General features: G+C 51.3%; 15 protein-coding genes and 7 pseudogenes. 17 read left to right on the top strand and 5 right to left on the bottom strand.

Annotation, left to right across the window (positions count from 1 at the left end):
- The first annotated feature begins 11 nt into the window (after positions 1-11).
- From K7431_RS11340 to K7431_RS11325, 4 genes and pseudogenes are all read left to right on the top strand, one after another.
- Entirely contained in the window at positions 12-1,334 is a 1,323-nt protein-coding gene (locus tag K7431_RS11340; protein ID WP_012723253.1) for a purine-cytosine permease family protein, read from the top strand.
- 172 nt (positions 1,335-1,506) lie between these two features.
- The gene (locus tag K7431_RS11335; RefSeq protein WP_012723254.1) at positions 1,507-2,688 is read left to right on the top strand and encodes a hypothetical protein; all 1,182 of its coding nucleotides are present in this window, start codon (positions 1,507-1,509) and stop codon (positions 2,686-2,688) included.
- Between the two features lie 133 nt (positions 2,689-2,821).
- Positions 2,822-3,832, top strand: a pseudogene (locus K7431_RS11330) (PAS domain-containing protein); the annotation flags it as partial.
- Positions 3,833-4,117: pseudogene (locus K7431_RS11325) on the top strand (methyl-accepting chemotaxis protein); the annotation flags it as partial.
- Between the two features lie 177 nt (positions 4,118-4,294).
- Here the strand turns inward: K7431_RS11325 and K7431_RS11320 are convergent.
- The 4 genes and pseudogenes from K7431_RS11320 to K7431_RS11305 form a co-directional block, all read right to left on the bottom strand.
- Positions 4,295-4,666 (bottom strand): LasR-specific antiactivator QslA, encoded by a 372-nt coding sequence (locus K7431_RS11320; RefSeq protein ID WP_158309468.1) that lies wholly within the window; start codon positions 4,664-4,666, stop codon positions 4,295-4,297.
- A 126-nt stretch (positions 4,667-4,792) separates the two neighbouring features.
- Entirely contained in the window at positions 4,793-5,098 is a 306-nt protein-coding gene (locus K7431_RS11315) for a TIGR00366 family protein (RefSeq protein ID WP_043205095.1), read from the bottom strand.
- Complete coding sequence (locus K7431_RS11310; protein WP_224299424.1) at positions 5,089-5,250, bottom strand: group II intron maturase-specific domain-containing protein; 162 nt, start codon at positions 5,248-5,250, stop codon at positions 5,089-5,091. The genes K7431_RS11315 and K7431_RS11310 overlap by 10 nt, the downstream gene beginning before the upstream one ends.
- Before the next feature lie 10 nt (positions 5,251-5,260).
- Positions 5,261-5,472: pseudogene (locus K7431_RS11305) on the bottom strand (IS66 family transposase); the annotation flags it as partial.
- Positions 5,473-5,486: 14 nt separating this feature from the next.
- Here K7431_RS11305 and K7431_RS11300 point away from each other — a divergent pair.
- From K7431_RS11300 to K7431_RS11265, 8 genes and pseudogenes are all read left to right on the top strand, one after another.
- Positions 5,487-6,146, top strand: a pseudogene (locus K7431_RS11300) (transposase); the annotation flags it as partial.
- A gap of 525 nt (positions 6,147-6,671) precedes the next feature.
- Positions 6,672-8,048, top strand: coding sequence for a threonine synthase (gene thrC, locus K7431_RS11295; protein ID WP_012723258.1), 1,377 nt, complete (start codon positions 6,672-6,674; stop codon positions 8,046-8,048).
- Between the two features lie 31 nt (positions 8,049-8,079).
- Positions 8,080-8,517, top strand: coding sequence for an Lrp/AsnC family transcriptional regulator (locus K7431_RS11290; RefSeq protein WP_012723259.1), 438 nt, complete (start codon positions 8,080-8,082; stop codon positions 8,515-8,517).
- 171 nt (positions 8,518-8,688) lie between these two features.
- Positions 8,689-9,729 (top strand): homoserine dehydrogenase, encoded by a 1,041-nt coding sequence (locus tag K7431_RS11285; protein WP_012723260.1) that lies wholly within the window; start codon positions 8,689-8,691, stop codon positions 9,727-9,729.
- 12 nt (positions 9,730-9,741) lie between these two features.
- On the top strand, positions 9,742-11,154 hold the full coding sequence (locus K7431_RS11280) for an aldehyde dehydrogenase family protein (RefSeq protein ID WP_012723261.1): 1,413 nt from the start codon (positions 9,742-9,744) through the stop codon (positions 11,152-11,154).
- Positions 11,155-11,392: 238 nt separating this feature from the next.
- Positions 11,393-12,802 carry an amino acid permease gene (locus K7431_RS11275; RefSeq protein ID WP_012723262.1) on the top strand — a complete coding sequence of 470 codons (1,410 nt, stop codon included), beginning with the start codon at positions 11,393-11,395 and terminating at the stop codon, positions 12,800-12,802.
- 145 nt (positions 12,803-12,947) lie between these two features.
- Positions 12,948-13,037 (top strand): annotated as a pseudogene (locus tag K7431_RS31105) (hypothetical protein); the annotation flags it as partial.
- Positions 13,038-13,295: 258 nt separating this feature from the next.
- Positions 13,296-13,448 (top strand): annotated as a pseudogene (locus K7431_RS11265) (IS3 family transposase); the annotation flags it as partial.
- Positions 13,449-13,509: 61 nt separating this feature from the next.
- Here K7431_RS11265 and K7431_RS11260 read toward each other — a convergent pair.
- Positions 13,510-14,418, bottom strand: coding sequence for a LysR family transcriptional regulator (locus K7431_RS11260; RefSeq protein WP_043205098.1), 909 nt, complete (start codon positions 14,416-14,418; stop codon positions 13,510-13,512).
- Positions 14,419-14,584: 166 nt separating this feature from the next.
- Between K7431_RS11260 and K7431_RS11255 the strand changes: the two genes are divergently transcribed.
- From K7431_RS11255 to K7431_RS11235, 5 genes and pseudogenes are all read left to right on the top strand, one after another.
- Entirely contained in the window at positions 14,585-15,883 is a 1,299-nt protein-coding gene (locus K7431_RS11255) for an MFS transporter (RefSeq protein WP_012723264.1), read from the top strand.
- Between the two features lie 38 nt (positions 15,884-15,921).
- Positions 15,922-17,538 (top strand): M81 family metallopeptidase, encoded by a 1,617-nt coding sequence (locus tag K7431_RS11250; protein WP_224265903.1) that lies wholly within the window; start codon positions 15,922-15,924, stop codon positions 17,536-17,538.
- 269 nt (positions 17,539-17,807) lie between these two features.
- Positions 17,808-18,026 (top strand): annotated as a pseudogene (locus tag K7431_RS11245) (aminotransferase class III-fold pyridoxal phosphate-dependent enzyme); the annotation flags it as partial.
- Positions 18,027-18,045: 19 nt separating this feature from the next.
- Positions 18,046-18,195, top strand: a complete 150-nt coding sequence (locus K7431_RS31100; protein ID WP_158309469.1) for a hypothetical protein — start codon at positions 18,046-18,048, stop codon at positions 18,193-18,195.
- A 260-nt stretch (positions 18,196-18,455) separates the two neighbouring features.
- A complete protein-coding gene (locus K7431_RS11235) occupies positions 18,456-19,073 on the top strand; it encodes a LysE family translocator (protein ID WP_012723266.1) in 618 nt (205 codons plus the stop codon).
- Positions 19,074-19,575: the final 502 nt, after the last annotated feature.

The following is a 19,575-nucleotide window of genomic DNA, read 5'->3' as shown; positions in this document are numbered from 1 at the left end:
AGTTCACGCATATGGCTGCTTTATCGCAATCGAGTCAAACCGGGCAAGACCCGGCCAATCACCCCGTTCCCGCCGACGCACGCATGGGGCGGCTGTCCCTGACCATGGCCTGGTGGGCGGTCTGCAGTGCAATGTTCTACATCGTGGTCGGCGCATCGCTGGCGTTGTCGTACGGCGCCCGCAATGCCCTGATCGGCATGGTGCTGTCGGTGATCAGCTACGGCCTGGTCAACTCGGTGCTCAGTCGCTTCGCCATCCGCAGCGGTTTGTCGGTGGCGTTGTTTTCACGGTTGCTGTTCGGCAGCACCGGGGCGTGCCTGGCGACTTTGATCTTCTTCTCGACGGCCATCTATTACGCAGTATTCGAAGGCTCGGTGATCGCCGTGGCGCTCAATCACCTGTATCCGCAGTTGGTCTTCCCGCTGGCCGCGTTGCTGGTGGTGCTGTACAGCGTGCCGATGATCCTGGGCAGCGTGCAGCACTGGCTGGACAAGCTCAACGGCGTGTTGCTGCCGGTGTACCTGGGTGGCTTGCTGGTGGCGGTGGGGCTGTCGATCAGTCGTTATGGCTACCAGCCGCAATGGCTGGATTTCGGCCCGGCAACCCCCAGTGCCTTCGGTTGGTGGGATTGCTTTGTTGCGTACATGGGCATCTGGGTGTTGATGCTGTTCACCTTCGACTACGCCCGTTTCGGCAAGCCTAAAGACGCCGAGTATCACGGCCGCTGGAACTTCGGCATGCCGTTCTACGCGGTGACGTTTCTACTTAACGGCGCGGCGGGCATCTACCTGGTCAGCAGCATTCCCCACGAAGGCGCGCTGAACGAAGTCTCGGTGGTGATGGCAATTTTACAGTTGATGGGCTTGTGGGGGTTGCTGTTTGTCTGGGCCACGCAAACCCGGATCAACACGGCCAATTACTATCTGGCGACGATGAACATGCAGGCGTTCTTTGCCCGCTTTGGCATCCGCGGTTCGTACTTGATGTGGGCGCTGACGGTTGGGGTGATCGTGTACGGCCTGATGCTCGCGGACGTGTTTACTTACTTACTTAAAGCGTTGGCCTATCAGGGGATTTTCGTGGTGGCCTGGGTGGGTGTGGCGTTGGCGCAGATTCTTTACGGACGCAGTGAAGTGGCGGCGCTCGAACGGGTGAAAGCGTTCAATTCGGCGGGCTTGAGCGCCTGGTTTGGCGCCACCGCATTGGGACTGGCACTGATGTTCTCCGGCCCTGGCCTGAGCAGCTTTTCCGCACCCTCGACTGTGATCGTTGCATTTGCATTGCAGGCAGGCTTGTCCCATCGAAGCCGGTTACGGTTGAAGTCGGCAGAGTAGGATTTTGCAGTAATACCTTCCAGACCAACCGGCTCCAACAATGGAAGGCGGGCATTGGAAGGCTGATCCGACCTCAAGCCAAATGACTCTATAACCCTTTACTCATGTCGCAGCGTTCGCTGCGGCCCGGGCTGCTGTTCCCAACAATAATCAGAAAATCGGGAGTATCACTGTGCGCACAACCACCCCTCGTGCTATCCGTTCCATTGCTCTAATTCCGCTGCTCGGCGCTTTTGCGGCACCGGCCATGGCGGTTCAGGTGACCGACAACCTTGACCTCGGCGGCGCGGTCCGTGCGCGCTGGGATTATGACCCGGATCGTGACATCCAGAAGTTCAACTTCGACACCGCGTTTCTCAGCGCCAAGTTTAATTCTGACACCTGGATCGGAGCGGCCAAATATCGCTTCTATGGGCGGGCCTATCCTTATCAGTACACAAAGAATGTCGGTGACATCCAGTTCGCCGAATCGGCGTGGATCGGCTACAAGTTCAACCCCGACCAGCAGGTCCAGGTCGGCCTGAATCAGGTGCCGTTCGGTTTGCAGCCATACTTCGGCAGCACCTTCTTCGAGACCCTCGGCAACGTCGTGGGCTTGGAAGACCTGTCAGAAATCGGTGCCAAGTACATTCAGCAAAGTGGCGACTGGAACATCCAGGCCGGCTACTACCTGCGCCCTGCATGGCAGGGTAAAGGCACCAGCAAGGGTGATACTTACTCCAGCGTGGTGTCTGAAGCCGACAGCTACGTCGCCGATGGCAGCAACAACCAGGAGCGCAATACGGTGGTGCTGCGGGTGGCCAAGGCGCTGGACCTGGGGCCGTGGAAATCCGAAGTCGGGATCTCCGGCCTGACCTCGACCCTGGAGAACCAGGACACCAACAACGACGGCCGGCGCAATGCCGTGGCCGTGCACTACATCGGCAAGAACGGTCCATGGGGCGTGCAACTGCAAGCGGCGCGGCAGCAGATGTCCCCGCGCAATCCCGGCACCGATGAACTGGTGACCCTCGGCGGCTTCGACGGCACCTTCAACGTCGCCAGTCGCGGCAACCTTTACGTGGCGGACGTGAGCTACGACGTTGGCGGCAAGTACCTGTTCGATCAGATCAGCGGCGTGAAGCTGTACGCCAACTACAGCGCCTTCGACAAATCCGACGACGACTTCAAGACCTCGCAGCGGATGATTTTCGGCACATCGTTCTCCGTCAGCAAACTGTGGATCGCCACGGAGTGGCTATACGGTAAGAACGATCCGTACATCGGTGGCAGCAGCTACACCCAGAGTCTGGGGGCAGGTGGCAGCAACCAGTGGGAAAACCAGTTGTACATGAACATTGGGTATTACTTCTAAACCCTGAAAAGATCGCAGCCTTCGGCAGCCTCAGGCGTACGCGTTCCAACGTAGGAACAGCCATAGGCTGCGATCGTTTTGTTTTACCTTGCCCCTTATCAATGTGCCCGTAACGTTTATTGAGTCTCATACCATGCCCCCTTTTCCATTCTTGCGTCGTGACCGTTTTGCCCTTCAGCAGTTAATAGCTGCTATCAGGAGCGGGAAGGTACCTCAGGTCAACGGTTGCAAAGAGGCCCCATCAATCCTTGATGCCTGGGAGTTTCTCGAATCATCAAATCGTGAGTCCCAATCGCGCATTAGCCAACTTGAATACGAGCTTGAAGCTGCTCGTGAATTACTTCGCGAGTCAACAGCTTCTGCCTTAGCCCATGAAATCAGATTCGACTTAGTGAATCGGGCTGCTAGTGAGGGCCTTTGGGACATGGATGTTGTTGCTGGCGACCCCGTTAATCCGAAGAACAGCTTTTGGTGGTCGTCGCAATTTCGAAACCTTTTGGGGTTTAGTGACGAACGTGATTTCCCAAATGTCTTGGCCAGTTGGGCGGATCGCATTCATCCACAGGACAAGCAGGGTACACTCGACGCCTTTGCTCGTCATCTCAACGACAAGTCCGGGAACACGCCATATAAGATAAGGTACCGGCTCGCAATGAAGAACGGTTCCTATCGATGGTTCCACGCTCAAGGTGAAACACTTCGTGACGAGCGAGGAACTCCGATCCGAGTAGCTGGCTCGCTAAGGGATATTCATGATCAGTTGGAACGTGATCAGGAACACGACGTCATCATCACCAGGTTTGAACTTGCTAGAGAAATGCTCTCCGATGGATTGTGGGATATGGAAGTGATCGCCGGAGATCCTGTGAATGCACAAAACCCCTTCTGGTGGTCGCCTCAGTTCCGAAGACTGCTCGGCTTTGAAACTGTTGAAGAGTTTCCAGATGTTTTGGATAGCTGGGTTTCTAGGCTGCATCCGGATGATAAAGACCGAAGCCTCAACGCTTTCGTTGCTCACTTGAATGATAAGTCAGGAAAGACTCCATTCGACATCGAGTATCGGTTGAAGATGAAAAGTGGCGATTATCGTTGGTTCAGGGGTCGCGGTCAGACCCGGCGCGATCCGCTTGGCTCTCCACTTCACGTGGTTGGCGCTCTCGTGGACGTCCATCTGCAGCACGAGCAGAAAGAGTTGAGAGACGCAGAGGTTAGGCATCAGCGGACTTTGGAAACCAACATCGCCCAGTTGTCGCAAATTGTAGGTACGATACAGGGCATCGCAAGTCAGACAAATCTCCTGGCCCTAAATGCGGCTATTGAGGCTGCGCGCGCAGGAGAGGCTGGGCGCGGTTTCGCTGTCGTGGCTGACGAGGTTCGTAAACTCGCAACGCGTACTACGGAGGCTACCGAACAAGCCGCTGGGATGGTAGCTCGCTGAGCACCGATGTTTCTCGCCTTTCCGGCCGCTGCGGGCGAGATGCCCAGTGTTTTCGGCCTTGGTGCCTGCTGTTAAATCTGCAGGTGGCATCCCGCGATGCATACACCCGAACAATCAACGTCTAGTGGCCTGAGCGGTTAATTCAGATCTCAAACGTCAAATACAACCTTAAGCATCAAAACTGGTTGGTCGGGATGCAGCGGCTTCACGAAAGTTGATCAGACTCTGCTGCAAACACAGCAGAAAACCGGCCTCAAAAGCTTCCAGAGAGTCCCCTAGACAATGACGTTTTCGGTTCTGCGCCAGTGCCCACCATAGCGGTAGTGATGAATCGTCAAGCCAGCTCTCCGCACAACGAACGCCGTCCTCAATCATCGGACCGAATTCATCACCCCATGGGATTCGGATACCGGGACAGTCTTCAGCGGAAGGGACAGAGAAATATTCGCAGATCTGTTGATGAACGCGTTGAGCCGGGATACGGGTCAGATATCGGAACGCCTTGTCGAACAACACTGCCGCAGCATCCAACAGACGCAAGCAGACACGCGAAAAGTTCCTTGCCAACAGTGATATCGGCCCCTGGGGGGCAGGCTGGAGCCGATATTGTAACCTAACGTTGCGAATCTTCCTGGTTTCTTATCAGGCGAGGCGCTGGTTCATGCCTCATGGTTTTAGCTCGGGCGTGGGCGCCGTGATAATGTTTAGACACTCCGCAATGCGTGAAGCAGCGGAAATCCAGCTGTAGGGCTGGAAAATCGTGAGGCTGAAAGGGAACGTCATGCCGGTCAGTTGATAAATGACGTTAATAGGGCTGTTGGTATCGGTGTTAGCCAGGGCGATGGAGCTGGACAAGCCCTGGGTCCATAACAAGTAGCCCATGTATCCGGAGGCGATGAGGTAGCCAAAATGAACCTTGGGCAGCCGCTTTGCGACCTGTCGTGCGATCAGTGCGCCGGCTACTAGTCCCAAGCCCCAGGGTTGAAGATCTTCTTGGTGACGACATGACTGTGATAGTTCGCCCAGCCTCGTAGAACCGGGTTGAACAAACCTATCAAGTTAGCCTGCCGTATTGTTTTGTTGGTCTTGATCAACTCTCGCAGCTTGGCAAGTAGAGCCCCGATGGTCGTCTCACACCAACTTGCCGTTCCACAAGCCTATATAATTGGGCGCGTGCTCACCAGCAAGGCTGGGGCTGAAGTCATAGACCACGGCTTTGAACGCCGAGAGCGGCATGTTGCAGTAGGCAAAGACACAAGCTCTCAGCGTTTTCTGCTTGCCAGGTGCCAGCATCTGCACCGGCGTTCATCGGCGTGGATGACCTGCTGAGCCAGCACCGCTTCACGGCAGACGCCAAACGATCTACACATCAAAGTTGGATCTGGTTCAACTGGGCTTTGATAAAACGCTGGCCAAAAGCACGGGGCACCCCTCTTATGATCGTGCCGACCAGCTCAAACTCTGCCTCTACGGCTAGTTTCGCCGGATTCGCTCATCGCAGCGTCTCAAAGCCGAGTGCCTGCGCAACATCGAAGTGATGTGATTGATTAACCGGCTTAAGCCCGACGTCAAGAACATCGCCGACTTTCGTAAAAACAATAAACTCGCCTTTGAGGCGACGTGCCGGGCCTTCGTCCGGTTTTACCGCAGTGCAAGTGGTGATAGCTCAAACAGCGCGACAAGGGCGATCGGATCTAACAGGCAGATGCAACGACTGTGCTACCTGCCCACTCAAATCTCAATCACTGGCGCTCAGCGCAGCTACGTCTCACACCATGCCAATGAGGAAGCGTTGAGCGAATGGAGCAATAGTGCTGGCCCAGCCGCATATAATGGCCAACCGAAGATCCAACGTTGAGCACCCCTTCGGCAACCTGAATGGGTGTTTGGCGACTCTCGCTTCCTGTTGCGTCAACTGGAGGGAGCGAGAGCGGAAATCGCCTTGGCAGTGAATGCCTACAACCTAAAACGTGCAATTAGTGTAATCGGGGCCCGCCAATTGATGGCGCTAATAGACTGAAGGGCGTTTTCGTTTGTCGTCCGCACAAAAACAAACGCCCCGCACTAGTAGGGGCGTTTGTTGTGCTGGTCTCAAGTGCGTTTTCACACAGTCTGTTCAAGGGATTTTTTTCATTACATGGCTGCCAGCATGACCAGCTGGCTAAGCTTACGAGCTGGTGCTGATAAATGAGATATATTGGATCAGACAGCTAATCCCATAATTACAATTTGCACTAGTATTTGAAGTTTTTTATGTCAAATCGATCAAAATTGGTCAGATCGACCATAAAATAAAGCGAAGCGCTATATTTGTTAAGTTTGAGACACGTCCTAATCTAGTATTCAAGCGCCAGGTTCCAAAGGGTACAGTGCGGAGGAATCGCTTCTGTCCAGCATCTTCCCTGCATCGTAGTGAGTCTTTGGAACGTTGGGGTAAGCTACTAGCAGCGGGTCGGCTAAGGCGATCGAAGCGGACGAAATGCTCCCTCAAGATAAGCCCAAAATCAGATAGGTTAGCATTCAAAAACAGTAGGTGGAGTTAATAATGCAATACGTAAGTAGCCGCAATTCTGCTACCAAGGCTGACTTTGAAACGGTTGTACTATCTGGAGTCGCTGAGGATGGTGGATTGTATATGCCAAGTGCTCCACCGGAGTTTAGTGCTCAGGAGATAGCGAATTGGTCGATGCTCACCTATGACGAACTGGCTTTTCGAGTTATAAAGCCATTCGTTGGTCAGACGATCCCAGAAGAGGATCTAAAGCAGCTTCTTAAAGATGCTTATAGTGAATTCGATCATCGCACTATTGCGCCCTTACAACAGGTCGATAGGAATGAATGGGTACTTGAGTTGTTTCACGGGCCGACTCGCTCTTCGAAAGATTTTTCAGCCCAGTTGCAAGTCCGTTTTGTGGAGTACTTCCTTGCAAAACGGAAGCGCCGGGCACTGATTGTAGGGGCGACGAATGGAGACACTGGACTTGCCGCCATTGAAGCTTTTAAGAATAGTCAAAGTTCGGTTGTTGTTGCATTTTTTCCAGAATCGGGTTCTCCAGATGAGCAGATTATGCGATTGCATGCGTCAGACCATCCTAACCTTTATCGCTTCGCAGTAAATGGGAGCTTTGATGACTGTCAAATGATTGTCTCGAAACTGTTTAGAAATTGGCAGTCAAATTACACGGCAGTTAGCTTTAATTCGAGTAATTGGGTTAATGTCATGGCGCAGTTGGTTTTCTACTTCTATGCCACACTTCAACTCAGTGGGGGGCAAAGAACTATTGGGTTCAGTGTTCCGGCATCAAGCTTTTCTGAAGTTTATGCAGGGTACATTGCGCAGAAAATGGGGTTGCCGATCACTCAAATGATTGTTGCTACCAATCGTAATGATGCTTTGCATCAATTGTTTTTGAAAAATCATTATTCCAGAATCAAGTCTGATAGGAGTTTATCTCCTGCAATGGATCTTTCGGTTTTTTCAAATCTGGAACGATTACTATGGGAGCTCTATGGTAAGGATTCCGTTGCTGTGAGTAAGCTGATGGAGGAGTTTGAGGAAAACGGAGAAATGGTCATAGACAATAAGCTATGGCTGCAAGCACGAATGATTATTGACTCTTACTCCGTAAGCGATGAAGAAACCTTAGCGGAGATAAAGAGCATGCATCACGATACTGGCTATATAATTGACCCGCACACGGCGACGGGGGTGCTCGCCGCTAGACTCTATAGACGCAGCATGGTGGCTCCGATGGTCACTCTCGGGGAGGTTTCACCAATAAAGTCGGCTATACTACTTGCTAAGCTTGGCATCGTACCTATACCGAAGGTAACGCCTGTACAGAGTAGCTGCTCACTAAGATTGTATCGAATAAACCCAGACGACGTTGGCACTATAAATCAAGTGCTCAGCAGCATCTGAAAAATAACAAAGTAGATAAGCGGGTGAATAAGTGAAACGAGTTCTTGACTCACTCGATGAACGCATAATCGCAGAGCTGACTCTGAATGGCAGGGCTACCCATGCAGAGCTTGCTATAAAAGTTAACCTATCGAGAAATGCTGTACGCCAACGCATTGAAAGGCTGGAGCGCGACGGCGCGATACAAGGATATACCTTACGTAGACCGGAGGGGCAGACACCATCTTCACTCATAAACGCTGTCATGTTTGTCTATCGCTATGACCGCATGCGTGGGACAGAAGTACTGGAAGCATTGAGAAAAATGCCGGAAGTCCTTCAGTGTGAAGTCATGAGTGGTGAGTATGACTTGATGGTACGTGTCGGTGCTTCCAGCCCAGAGCGCGTACACAAAGTTTGGAACGAAATTTCTGCGATGCCAGGCGTGGAAAACACAATAACTTCTTTCGTTCTGCTGAACGTTATCTAAGGATGTGAATACCCTAAAGAGCCGATGGATCTGGCTCTTTGCGGCTGGCCATTTTGGCGACGGAACAGTCAAAACGCTCAAAAAATAATGCTTTTCGGCATATTTTACTGCCGGCACCTCCGTCCTAAGCTAGGGGCCATAGCTAACCTAACGGATCGGAGATAACAAGAAATGACGGAATACAAAATAGCACTGGTAGGTTTTGGTGGTGTTAACCGGGCTTTGGCTCAACTCATTTCAGAGCGCAATACGTCTTGGAAAGAGAGTCTGGGTTTTACCCTGAAAATTGTCGGTGTCACTGACCTTTTCCTCGGCTCTGTAATCAATCGCGACGGGTTGGACGCTGGTGCGCTGGTGAGCTTGCCAGCAACTAAAGGAGCACTAGCGCAAATCCCAGGTGGTACCGTCGAAGCGTTTAACGAAACGGTCATCAAAAATTCGGGTGCAGACATCATTGCGGAAGCGACTTTTACCAACCCTATCGATGGTGAGCCTGCGACCACCTTCTGTCGCTGGGCACTGGAGGGTGGCAAACATGTCGTAACCACTAACAAAGGGCCAATCGCCATTCATGCTGCCACAATCAAAGAGCTATCGCTTAAGAATAATATGGCCTTTGAGTATGAAGGATCAGTAATGAGCGGTACTCCTGTCATTCGGCTCGCTAAGCAGTCGTTGGCTGGAAGTGAAATCGTAGGCTTCGAAGGCATTCTCAACGGCACCTCTAATTACGTTCTGACGCGTATGGAAAGTGGGCTAGCATTTTCTGAAGCTGTAGCTGAAGCCCAAAAACTGGGATATGCCGAAGCGGATCCTACGGCAGATGTTGAAGGCTACGATGTTCGTTTGAAGGTGGTAATTCTCGCGAACGAACTGCTTGGTGCAAAACTAAGTATTAGTGACGTTAGCTGCGTCGGAATCTCCGGTCTGACTGCCAACGATATTGATGACGCACGTCAAAATAATTCGCACTGGAAACTTATTGGCTCTGCTAAACGCAACGCTGATGGCTCGGTTTCTGGCACCGTTGAGCCGAAGCTTTTGAGCAGCGAACATCCACTAGCTGGAATTTCTGGTGCCACTAACGCAATTTCGTTCAATACCGAGCTCTTGGGTGCAGTCACTGTCTCGGGGCCAGGCGCAGGAAGAATCGAAACAGCGTTTGCACTCCTTTCCGATATCATCAATATTCATACAGCTTACAAGAAATAGGAAGGACTAGAGATGGCTAATTCAAACCTTGCTATTGCAAATGTCTGTGACCAAATTGAAGTATTCAATCCTTTTGATGGAAGCATTATAGGTACAGTAAAAGAGGTTCACGCAGCAGACGTAAAAATGCTTCTTGAACAGGCCAGAATCGGCGTGCAGATCTGTGCAGCCCTGCCTCGTTATCGTCGTTCGCAAATACTTGAGCTGGCTGCGCAAAATATTGAGCGAGATGCAAAATCGTTTGCCAAGTTGATTACTCAAGAAGCTGGCAAGACAGTTAAACAGGCAGAAAAAGAAGTCAAAAGATGCGTCAACACTCTCAGGCTCTCTGCTGACGAGGCTAGGCGCAACGCTGGTGAGGTGCTGCCTTTTGACGCATACGAAGGTTCCGAATCCCGTCAAGGCTGGTTTTCCAGGGAACCGTTGGGATTGATTGTCGCAATTACACCCTACAACGATCCGCTGAACCTGGTCGCACATAAGCTGGGCCCCGCAATCGCGGGTGGGAATGCCGTGATTCTAAAACCGTCTGAGCTTGCCCCATTATCTGCGATCAAGTTGGTGGATTACTTGTTTGAGGCCGGGCTGCCACAATCGGTGGTCACAGTAGCAACAGGTGGCGCTGAACTGGGGAAAGCACTGGTTGCCTCCCGTGAGGTTCGGATGATCTCTTTTACTGGCGGTTTCGTAACAGGCGAGCACATTGCGCGTGGTGCCGGTTTGAAGAAACTAGCAATGGATCTGGGCGGTAACGCGCCAGTGATCGTATTGGAGGATTGCGATCTTGAGGCAGCAGTCGAATCATGCGTCTCGGGTGCCTTCTGGGCTGCTGGACAAAACTGCATTGGCGCACAGAGGTTGCTGATCCAGGAGACCATTTATGAAGAGTTTCGCGAACGTTTCGTTGCGTTATCTTCGAAACTGGTAGTTGGCAACCCAGCGTTGGAGAGTACAGATGTTGGCCCAATGATCAGTGCTCAAGCCGCGATGAACGCAGAAAAAGTAGTAGGTGAAGCTTTACAGCAGGGTGCAAAACTGTTGTGTGGACATCTTCGGGAAGGTGCCTGTTACGCTGCTACAGTGCTTGAAAATGTAAGTCACAATTCGCTACTGTGGTGTAACGAAGTTTTTGCTCCGGTAGTAGTTTTGGAGCCTGTTACAGGTTTAGATGAAGCCATCGCATTTGCAAATGAGCCAGACTACAGTTTGCATGCAGGAATTTTCACCAACGACCTGAACAAAGCCTTGTCCGCTGCTCGCCGAATTGAGGCGGGTGGAATCATGATTAACGACTCATCCGACTATCGATTTGATGCAATGCCTTTTGGTGGTTTCAAATATGGGAGCTTAGGGCGAGAGGGTGTCCGCTTCGCATATGAAGATATGACGCAACCAAAGGTGATTTGTATAAATAAGCTTAATTGAGCGGGTAAATATAATCTGGTTAGGTCTTTAGCATTGGATATGGTTTGGTCACCCCGTCCAGTGCTTTTTTATGATCCAAGGAGCAGTTGGTTCTCTTGATGTTGTTATTGCTATAAATATTGAAGCGCCATGGAGTTCACGGATTAGAGTCGTGCTCGGCACTCATGTGTCTGGGCACAAGAAAGCATAAGACTGCCAAGCTGAATTCTAACAAATACAACTATCGTAAGGCGAAGCTATGAAAACTGTAGAAATTGAAGGTGGCGACGAACTTCGACGTGGGCTGAGCAACCGTCATATACAGTTAATATCGATAGGCGGCGCTATCGGGACAGGACTGTTTATGGGTTCCGGAAAGACTATTGGTGTTTCAGGGACTTCGATCATACTGACGTATACGGTTATCGGTTTTTTTCTATTTTTTGTGATGAGAGCTATGGGGGAGTTGCTACTCTCAAATCTAAAATACAACTCGTTCACTGATTTTTGTAGCGACTACATTGGCCCATGGGCAGGTTATTTTATTGGTTGGTCGTATTGGTTGACCTGGGTGGTCGTCGCTATTGCAGACTGCACCGTTATCGGCGGTTACCTTCGCTTTTGGTATCCTGAACTCCCAACCTGGATACCAGCGCTCGGTGTATTAGCCGTCCTACTGTCAATCAATTTGGTTGCAGTTCGACTTTTTGGCGAAATGGAGTTTTGGTTTGCGCTGATTAAAGTTGTCGCAATCGGTGCGTTAATCGTAACCGGCTTTATCATGGTCAGTATATCTTTCGTATCACCCGTCGGTGTTACCGCATCGCTCTCTCACTTGTTAGAAGAAGGTGCTGTATTCCCTCATGGGATAACTGGATTTTTTGCAGGTTTTCAAATTGCAGTATTTTCATTCGCTGGTATTGAGTTGATCGGAACCACTGCTGCAGAAACAAAAAATCCGAAGGTCACCCTGCCTCGTGCGATCAACTCGGTACCCGCGCGAGTCTTGTTCTTCTATGTGCTTTCTCTCACTTGCATTATATCAGTCTCGTCCTGGGGGGAAATTGCCGCAGATAAAAGTCCATTTGTTCAGCTGTTTATACTTGCTGGTCTTCCAGCAGCTGCTGGGATCATAAATCTGGTTGTGATCACGTCAGCTATGTCAGCGGCAAATAGCGGTGTTTTCGCCACAAGCCGTATGCTCTTTAGTCTGTCAGCTAACGGGCGAGGTGCAAAGTTATTCCAGAAGCTTTCCAAGTCTTCAGTGCCTGTCTTCGGTTTGATTTTTTCCTGCCTGTGTATGCTCATCGGTTTAGGCTTATTGTTCATCATCCCTGAAGTGATGACCGCATTCACTATCCTTACTACAATTTCCGCGATCTTGTTTATTTTTGTATGGTCTATGATCGTAGTTGCGTACCTCATCTACCGTAAGCGTAATCCTGAGCTGCACAAAAGCTCTGATTTTAAGATGCCCTGCGGAATTGTCATGAGTTGGTTGTGCCTGTTGTTCTTCGTCTTCATCCTAATCTTATTAGCGCTTGAACCAGATACGGCTCAGGCTCTATCTATAATGCCAATTTGGTTCTTGCTTTTAGCGGGTCTTTACTCTCGAAATCGGCGCAAGTCCGCTAGCTTAAGTGTCGGCTCTGAAGCGATTAATGGGTAAGTTCCTAAGGTTTGCTTGTTTTGAATAGCTTGGTTTGTCGTTTTGATGTATGCGTCCGGCCAAGTCATCTACCCAGCCCCGCAAGGCCAGGACATGGTGTGCACTTAAAATTAAGTGGACACCAGTTCTAGCCTTTTAAGCGGGTATTTCATGCATTCCACAACGCCGTTTCTACTCCAAGTTCTTAAAAGCCCAGGTCATTCAAGAGTGTGTTGAGCCCGGAGCTTCAATTGCCAGCATCGCGCTCAGCCATAGCCTCAACGCAAACTTCGTACACAAATGGATTCGTAGGAAAGTGCAGAAAAGCACGGCGCTGCTACCTGCATTCATTCAGTTACCCATGCAGCTGGCCGTAGCAAATTCGCACGCAGCATCATCAAATATCTGCGTTGAAATCCAGTACCCGCGCGGCGCCGGCAAAGTGAACTGGCCAACCGAAAGTGCTGTTGCCTGCGCGACCTTTCTTCATAAGCGCTCCATGAACCCAACATTTTTTTTTCAGCTTCTTAAGCGGGAACGGATCAAGCGAAAAATCTATAGCACGCGAAAAGATGCTCGTAGCGATATGTTCGTTTACATTGAGATGTTCTACAACGTAAAACGCCGCCATGATTTTAACAATCAGCTTTCACCGATAGAGTTTTAAAAGCTTTACACAATGAGCTTGCAAGGTGTTTAGAGAGTCCGGGGCGATTCATTCTGCATTACTAGGCGAAGATCCGCATGCGTTCGATCATGCGTTTCTTCAATTCGTTAGCTGCAGCGGTAAGAGGACGGCCATGACGCACCATCATGCGCGCCTTTGTAGACTGTAGTAGGTGATTTTCGATAGGTATTGCGATGAGTTCGCCATTAGATATCTCTGTTTGAACGGAAAACTTACCTAATAACGTGAACTCATTACTTTTCTTCACGAACTGTTTAAGTACCGCCAAAGAGTTTGTGGTGAGTCCTGTTTTCAATTTTATATTTTCCGAATATTCCAACATTTGAACCAGTTGCCGAAGGCCGTACGAAGACGGCATTGTAGCCAGTCTGTGATTGACAAGGTCTTTCGCCTTTAGTGGGCGGTTGAGGCTGGCCAATTCATGTGTAGGATGTACAACGACTGATAACGGTCGCGGCGCGGTTGCACAATATTCGATGTCGGGATGAGCCGGAGGATTGTAAGCAAGCCCGATATGAGCGCGTCCATCGATTACATCACTCACAACGCTGTTAACGGGAAGAATATCGACCCACACGTCCAAGCGTGGGTAATCGGTAGAAAAATCACTCACCACATCGCCTATAAGGCTCTCGATGTAACCCTCACTCGCAGCGATTCTCACACCGCCGTGCTCGAGACCCTGCAATGCTTGGATCTTCATCTCGAATTGCTCTTGCTCGCCTTGGCAGGCCTGCCAGTACTCCAGCAAGTGCTGCGCCGCGTCAGTCGGAACGACACCTCGTGCCACGCGTTCGAACAATGCTGCTCCGACCTCACTCTCCAGGAGCTTGATCTGCCGCGTGATGACGGACGCTGCGGTGTTCAAGCTGTCCGCTGCGCCACGAATCGATCCCTGTGTCAGGACTTCATAGAAATAACGCAAACGTCGCTGATTGATCTCACGCATTTTCAACCTCGTGTTGCCTTCTGGGCAACGGTCTCGGCTCGCAGTTGCTCTTGCTGGTAAGGGCATTGGGAAACATGATGGAAGCATCCCGAGCACGATCGGGCACAACAACAATTAGTATTTTCCGGCAGTCGATCATTGCTGGAGAACATACGGGAATAGCTTCATGACAATTCTCTCCGATGCCAAAATAGCGGTAGGCAATATACCCTCTGAACAGCTTTACCGTAAGGTTAGCTGGCGAATCATCCCTCTTTTGATGGCTTGCTACTTCTTTGCATGCCTAGACAGACAAAATATTAGTTTTGCTAAGCTTCAAATGCAAGTTGATCTATCCATCTCGGATGCTGTTTACGGTCTGGGGGCGGGAATATTTTTTATCGGTTACGTACTGTTTGAGATTCCTAGCAATTTACTGTTACCCAGAGTTGGCGCAAGAAAAACAATTGCTCGAATACTCATACTGTGGGGGTTGACCTCTGCGGCAATGATGTTTGTAAACAGCATTGGAATGTTCTACTGCTTGCGTTTTTTGCTTGGCGTCTTCGAAGCAGGCTTTGCTCCTGGCATGATTTTCTATCTCACCTACTGGTATGGTGAGGCTCGTATGGCACGAGCCTTGGCACTTGTTCTCATGGCCGGCCCGATTTCAGGCGTACTCGGAGGGCCTTTGTCTGCTTTGCTGATGACTGCTTGCGATGGAATGATGGGCCTCAGCGGGTGGCAGTGGATGTTCTTCTATGAAGGTATTCCTTGCGTATTCTTGGGCTTCGTAGTTTGGAATGTACTTGCTGATCGCCCCGATACTGCCAAATGGCTTTCCCCAAGCGAGAAAGATTTGCTTGAAACTCATACTCGCCAGCCAGGGGCGAAGCATCACTCATTTAAACACGTACTTGGTGATCCACGAATCTATGTAATGGCAGGCGCCTACTTCTGTCTTATCTGTGGTATCTACACTGTCAACTTCTGGCTGCCAAGTATTTTGAAAGAAAATGGTGTCTCTAATACCATGCACATCGGTCTGCTGACCAGCATTCCTTACTTGGGCGCGATCGCGAGCATGTTCTTGGTCGGTAAAAGCTCCGATAAGCATCAAGAGCGGCGATGGCATAGCGCAGTGCCTGCCGTAGTAGCGGCAATTTGCTTGGGTGTGGCGACCTATTTATCTAGCAGCATCGTCGCGTCAGTACTCTTCATGATTGTTGCGACGATGATGATGTACGCAGCATACACAGTATTCTGGTCTATCCCGTCCAAATACCTAAAAGGGGATGTGGCGGCTGGTGGAATCGCACTGGTTAATACCATCGGTTTGTTGGGCGGCTTTTTCAGCCCGACGATTATAGGGTGGGCAACTTCAGTGACTGGAAGCCTTCATGCTGGGCTTTACGTGATGGTCGGACTGTTAGCTGTTGGAGCACTTTTGCTCTCTCTGATTAAGCTCCCATCCCTAAGCAAGTGATTGCTTAGTGGCAGCGCACCACTCTTGGTGTAAGTAAGGTGGCGCTCAATGCGATCGCTACTTTCACCTTATTGTATATACCGCTCAAAGATTTTATCTGTGGAGGTCACATGACTACTAGTGCAGCTGAGCCTAAGAAAGTTTTAGTGGCCGGGTTTCAACACGAGACGAATACCTTCGCGCCTTCTAAAGCTGCATTTCTGAATTTTGAGCGGGGAGAGGGTCACCCTGCGTTACCGCGCGGTGAAGAGTTTCTTGCGCTTCGTGATGTAAATATTCCTGCAGGAGGTTTCATCAAGTCCGCCGAGGAGCGAGGCTGGACGGTAATACCCGTAGTGTGGGCTGGAGCAAGCCCATCGGCTCATGTCACTGAGGATGCATTCGAGCGCATTGCAAACGAAATCTTAGAGGCTGTATCGCTCGGCGGATTTGATGCTGTGTACCTAGATTTGCATGGCGCAATGGTCACTGAGCATTTCGACGATGGGGAAGGGGAGCTTCTCGCCAGAATCCGCAAGGTAGTGGGCGCTTGTATTCCGGTCGTTGCATCTCTAGACCTCCATGCCAACGTCACCGAACAGATGCTTGAGTCCGCAAATGCGCTTGTTGCATTCAGAACCTATCCACACGTTGATATGGCCGAAACTGGTGAGCGATGCGCTGACCTTTTGGAAAAGCTTTTTTCCAAGGCTGAGTGCGATTTGACCGTGTGCCGCCTTCCTTTCCTGATTCCGATCAATAGTATGTGCACGCTGCTTGATCCGGCGAAATCTATGTACGAGCGGGTGGCACACTATGAGTCAGGACAGGTGCATTCAGTCTCCTTCGCGGCAGGTTTTCCTGCAGCGGACTTCTGTGAATGTGGGCCCGTTATCTGGGGGTATGGTAGGCAAGCATCGAGCGCTGTGGAGGCATTGTATGCCGAGATGCTCATGAATGAAGCTCACTGGCAGGTTCCGTTTATGGAGCCCGAGGAAGCAGTCCTGGAGGCTATGCGTATTCTTGACGTTGGAGGTGGGGACGGGCCTGTGGTCATTGCTGACACTCAGGACAATCCCGGGGCTGGTGCTGATTCAAATACAGCGGGGATGTTGCGTGCGCTGATAAGCGCAGGAGCAAAAAATGCAGCCATCGGTCTGATGTACGAGCCGGATATTGCGATGCAAGCCCACCAAGCAGGGGTGGGGGCCAAGCTGGAGTTGTCATTCGGAGGGAAAAGCGGAGTGCAAGGTGATGATGCCTTGACCGGATTGTTTGAGGTCGTATCACTCTCAGATGGCGCATGCCGCTACGATGGCCCGATGAAGCATGGAATGATCGCTCAATTAGGCCCTGTCGCGGCGCTGCGAATTGGCGAAATCACTGTCGTAGTGAGCTCTACAAAAGCTCAGATGCTGGAGCGAAACCTCTACAGGATTGCGGGTGTGCAGCCAGAATCAATGGATATTTTGGTCAACAAAAGCTCAGTGCATTTCCGGGCTGACTTCCAAGGGATCGCACGAGCGGTATTAGTGGCTAAGGCCCCTGGGCCAATGTTGGCGGATCCCGCTGACTTGCCTTGGAAAAATCTCAAGCCTGGAATGAGGCTGAAGCCATGCGGCCCTGAATTTGTGCCTAGTATCCTAAAAACTCGCCTCACTTGTGCGCTTGAGTGAGAGCCCATGCCAACAACGTGTTCGTGAGTTGGAAGGGCTAGGGGGCATTCGCGGTTATCCTGTTGTTATCGAGTCGTAGAGCTGGCTCAGGCGCTGAACCGTCGGGGCAATCTGGCATCGTTGATGCCTCCGTACCCCAGCACCAGAAGTTCATCATCGACGGTTGCATAAAGCTGGTAAGAGCCTCTCAGGGTTAGGCACAAATTCTGGTGCACGACGAATCATTTCCCGGACGATGCCTTTAGGAATAACGGTGACTGCGATGTGGAGGCCTGCTGTACATCGCCGACGAAGTCCAATCCGGCTTCGGGCGCACTGGCTCCCATCTTCGGGGCTTCCAGCGCAACGGCGTCGATCCCGATATCGTGACCATGGGTAATGGTCAGCCGATCGCCGCCGCGGTCATGCGCTCTGATGTCGTCGAAGAGTTCGGCCGTACCGCTCGCTACCTCAATACCTTCGGTAACAACCCAGTGTCCTGTGCTGCGGCTAATCGCGGGGAATGCGATGGCACAAAGCGTCACCGTTATCTCGTACGGCGGGGCGAGTAAGGATGCTCAGATCACGGCTGTCTACACGCCGTTCGAGAAGGAAGCCAGTACGGAAGTGATCGCCGGTGAGTGGAACGGTGAGATGGCCAAGGTGAAAGCCATGTAACCGAGCTTTTTTGTTCCAGCAGATGAGAAGCTGCCAAGTGACGATCCCGCCTCGGGGGGGGCTGCAATGAGATCAACAGACTGTCCAGCTTCTAGGAGCTGTCTCGCGTGGGGCAGCATGGCTGTCGTGCAGCCGGGAGTGTTAGCATCGCTTCTGGGGGAGGTTGAATCGCAGAAGGTCGACACGATCATTGGCAGCGATACACTTGGATGTTTAGATACCAGCTGGCTTGGGTGAAGCTTTCTTCGATGGAGATGGCGATGTTTGATATTTCGGCTGTCGTAACGGTGTTAACGGTTTCTGCAGTAGGTGTGATGATTCCTGGCCCGAGTTTCGTTGCCGTTGTTCATAAGGCTGTGTCGGGCTGCCGTACTGATGCAATCGCATTCGTAATGGGCATCGTCGCGGTCAACCTGATTTGGGCCACTTGTGCGATTTTCGGCATCGGCATGGTGTTCAAGCTCTTCCCATGGCTCGCAGCGGCAGTAAAGATCGCCGGCGGCGCCTACCTGGTATGGTTTGGATTGAGGCTCATCATTGCTTCGCGTACCGCGGGTGCTAAACCACAGATGAAGCCTAAATCAACCGGCCTTCGTGCTGCCTTTTTTCAAGGTGCCGCCATGAATACCATGAACCCAAAATCTATAGCATTCTTCGCCGCTATATTTTCCTCAGCGGCACCTGCGCATGTATCGACGGCTACTTTTTTGGCGATGCTTGCGGCAGTCGGCGCCACGGCTCTGTGCTGGTACGGACTGGTCGCGCTCGTCCTGTCGCATGCGACCATTGCCAAGGCCTACCAAAACGCCAAGAGAACTGTCGACCGCATTTGTGGTGTGCTTCTTATCGGACTTGGCGTACGCCAGATCACCCGTTGAGCGAAGGGCTCGAGCGCTGTGGTTCAGCGCATCGGTGAGTGCTGTTCCCTTGGCGCCGATTCAACCCGAGTCTGGGGCTTGGTTGGATCTACTGGTTACACCATTCCGTCAGTAGAACTCCCGTCCACGGTAAAGCATTGATGTGGGAAGAGGTCGGGTAGGGGAGCAGAGAACCACCGCAGTATTGGCAATCTCCTGTGATTCAACCAGTCGACCTTATGACTACTTGGCGACGTACTCCTCCCAAACGACCAGCATCCCCAAGCTCTTTCGCCACACGTGCTTGGGGTTGAGAGATTTTACGTTCGGTCTTGGTAGCACCTGGGTGCAGACCGACAACACGCACGTCATGCTCGATCCCTTCTAAACTTGGAGGTGCAAGTCCTCTACTACCACTGCCCTGGGAGAGAGTTTGAGTCGTCCTGCCCAAAAAAGAATTCTTAGATTGCCAGACGCTCATTATAAGTACACAATCAAGTCCATCGTTGATTCGAAAATTTTT

Source organism: Pseudomonas fluorescens group sp. (assembly GCF_020093335.1).
Taxonomy (GTDB): Bacteria; Pseudomonadota; Gammaproteobacteria; order Pseudomonadales; family Pseudomonadaceae; genus Aquipseudomonas; species Aquipseudomonas petroselini.
Note: the sequence above shows the minus strand (reverse complement) of the source record. Positions and strands in the feature narration are given on the sequence as shown.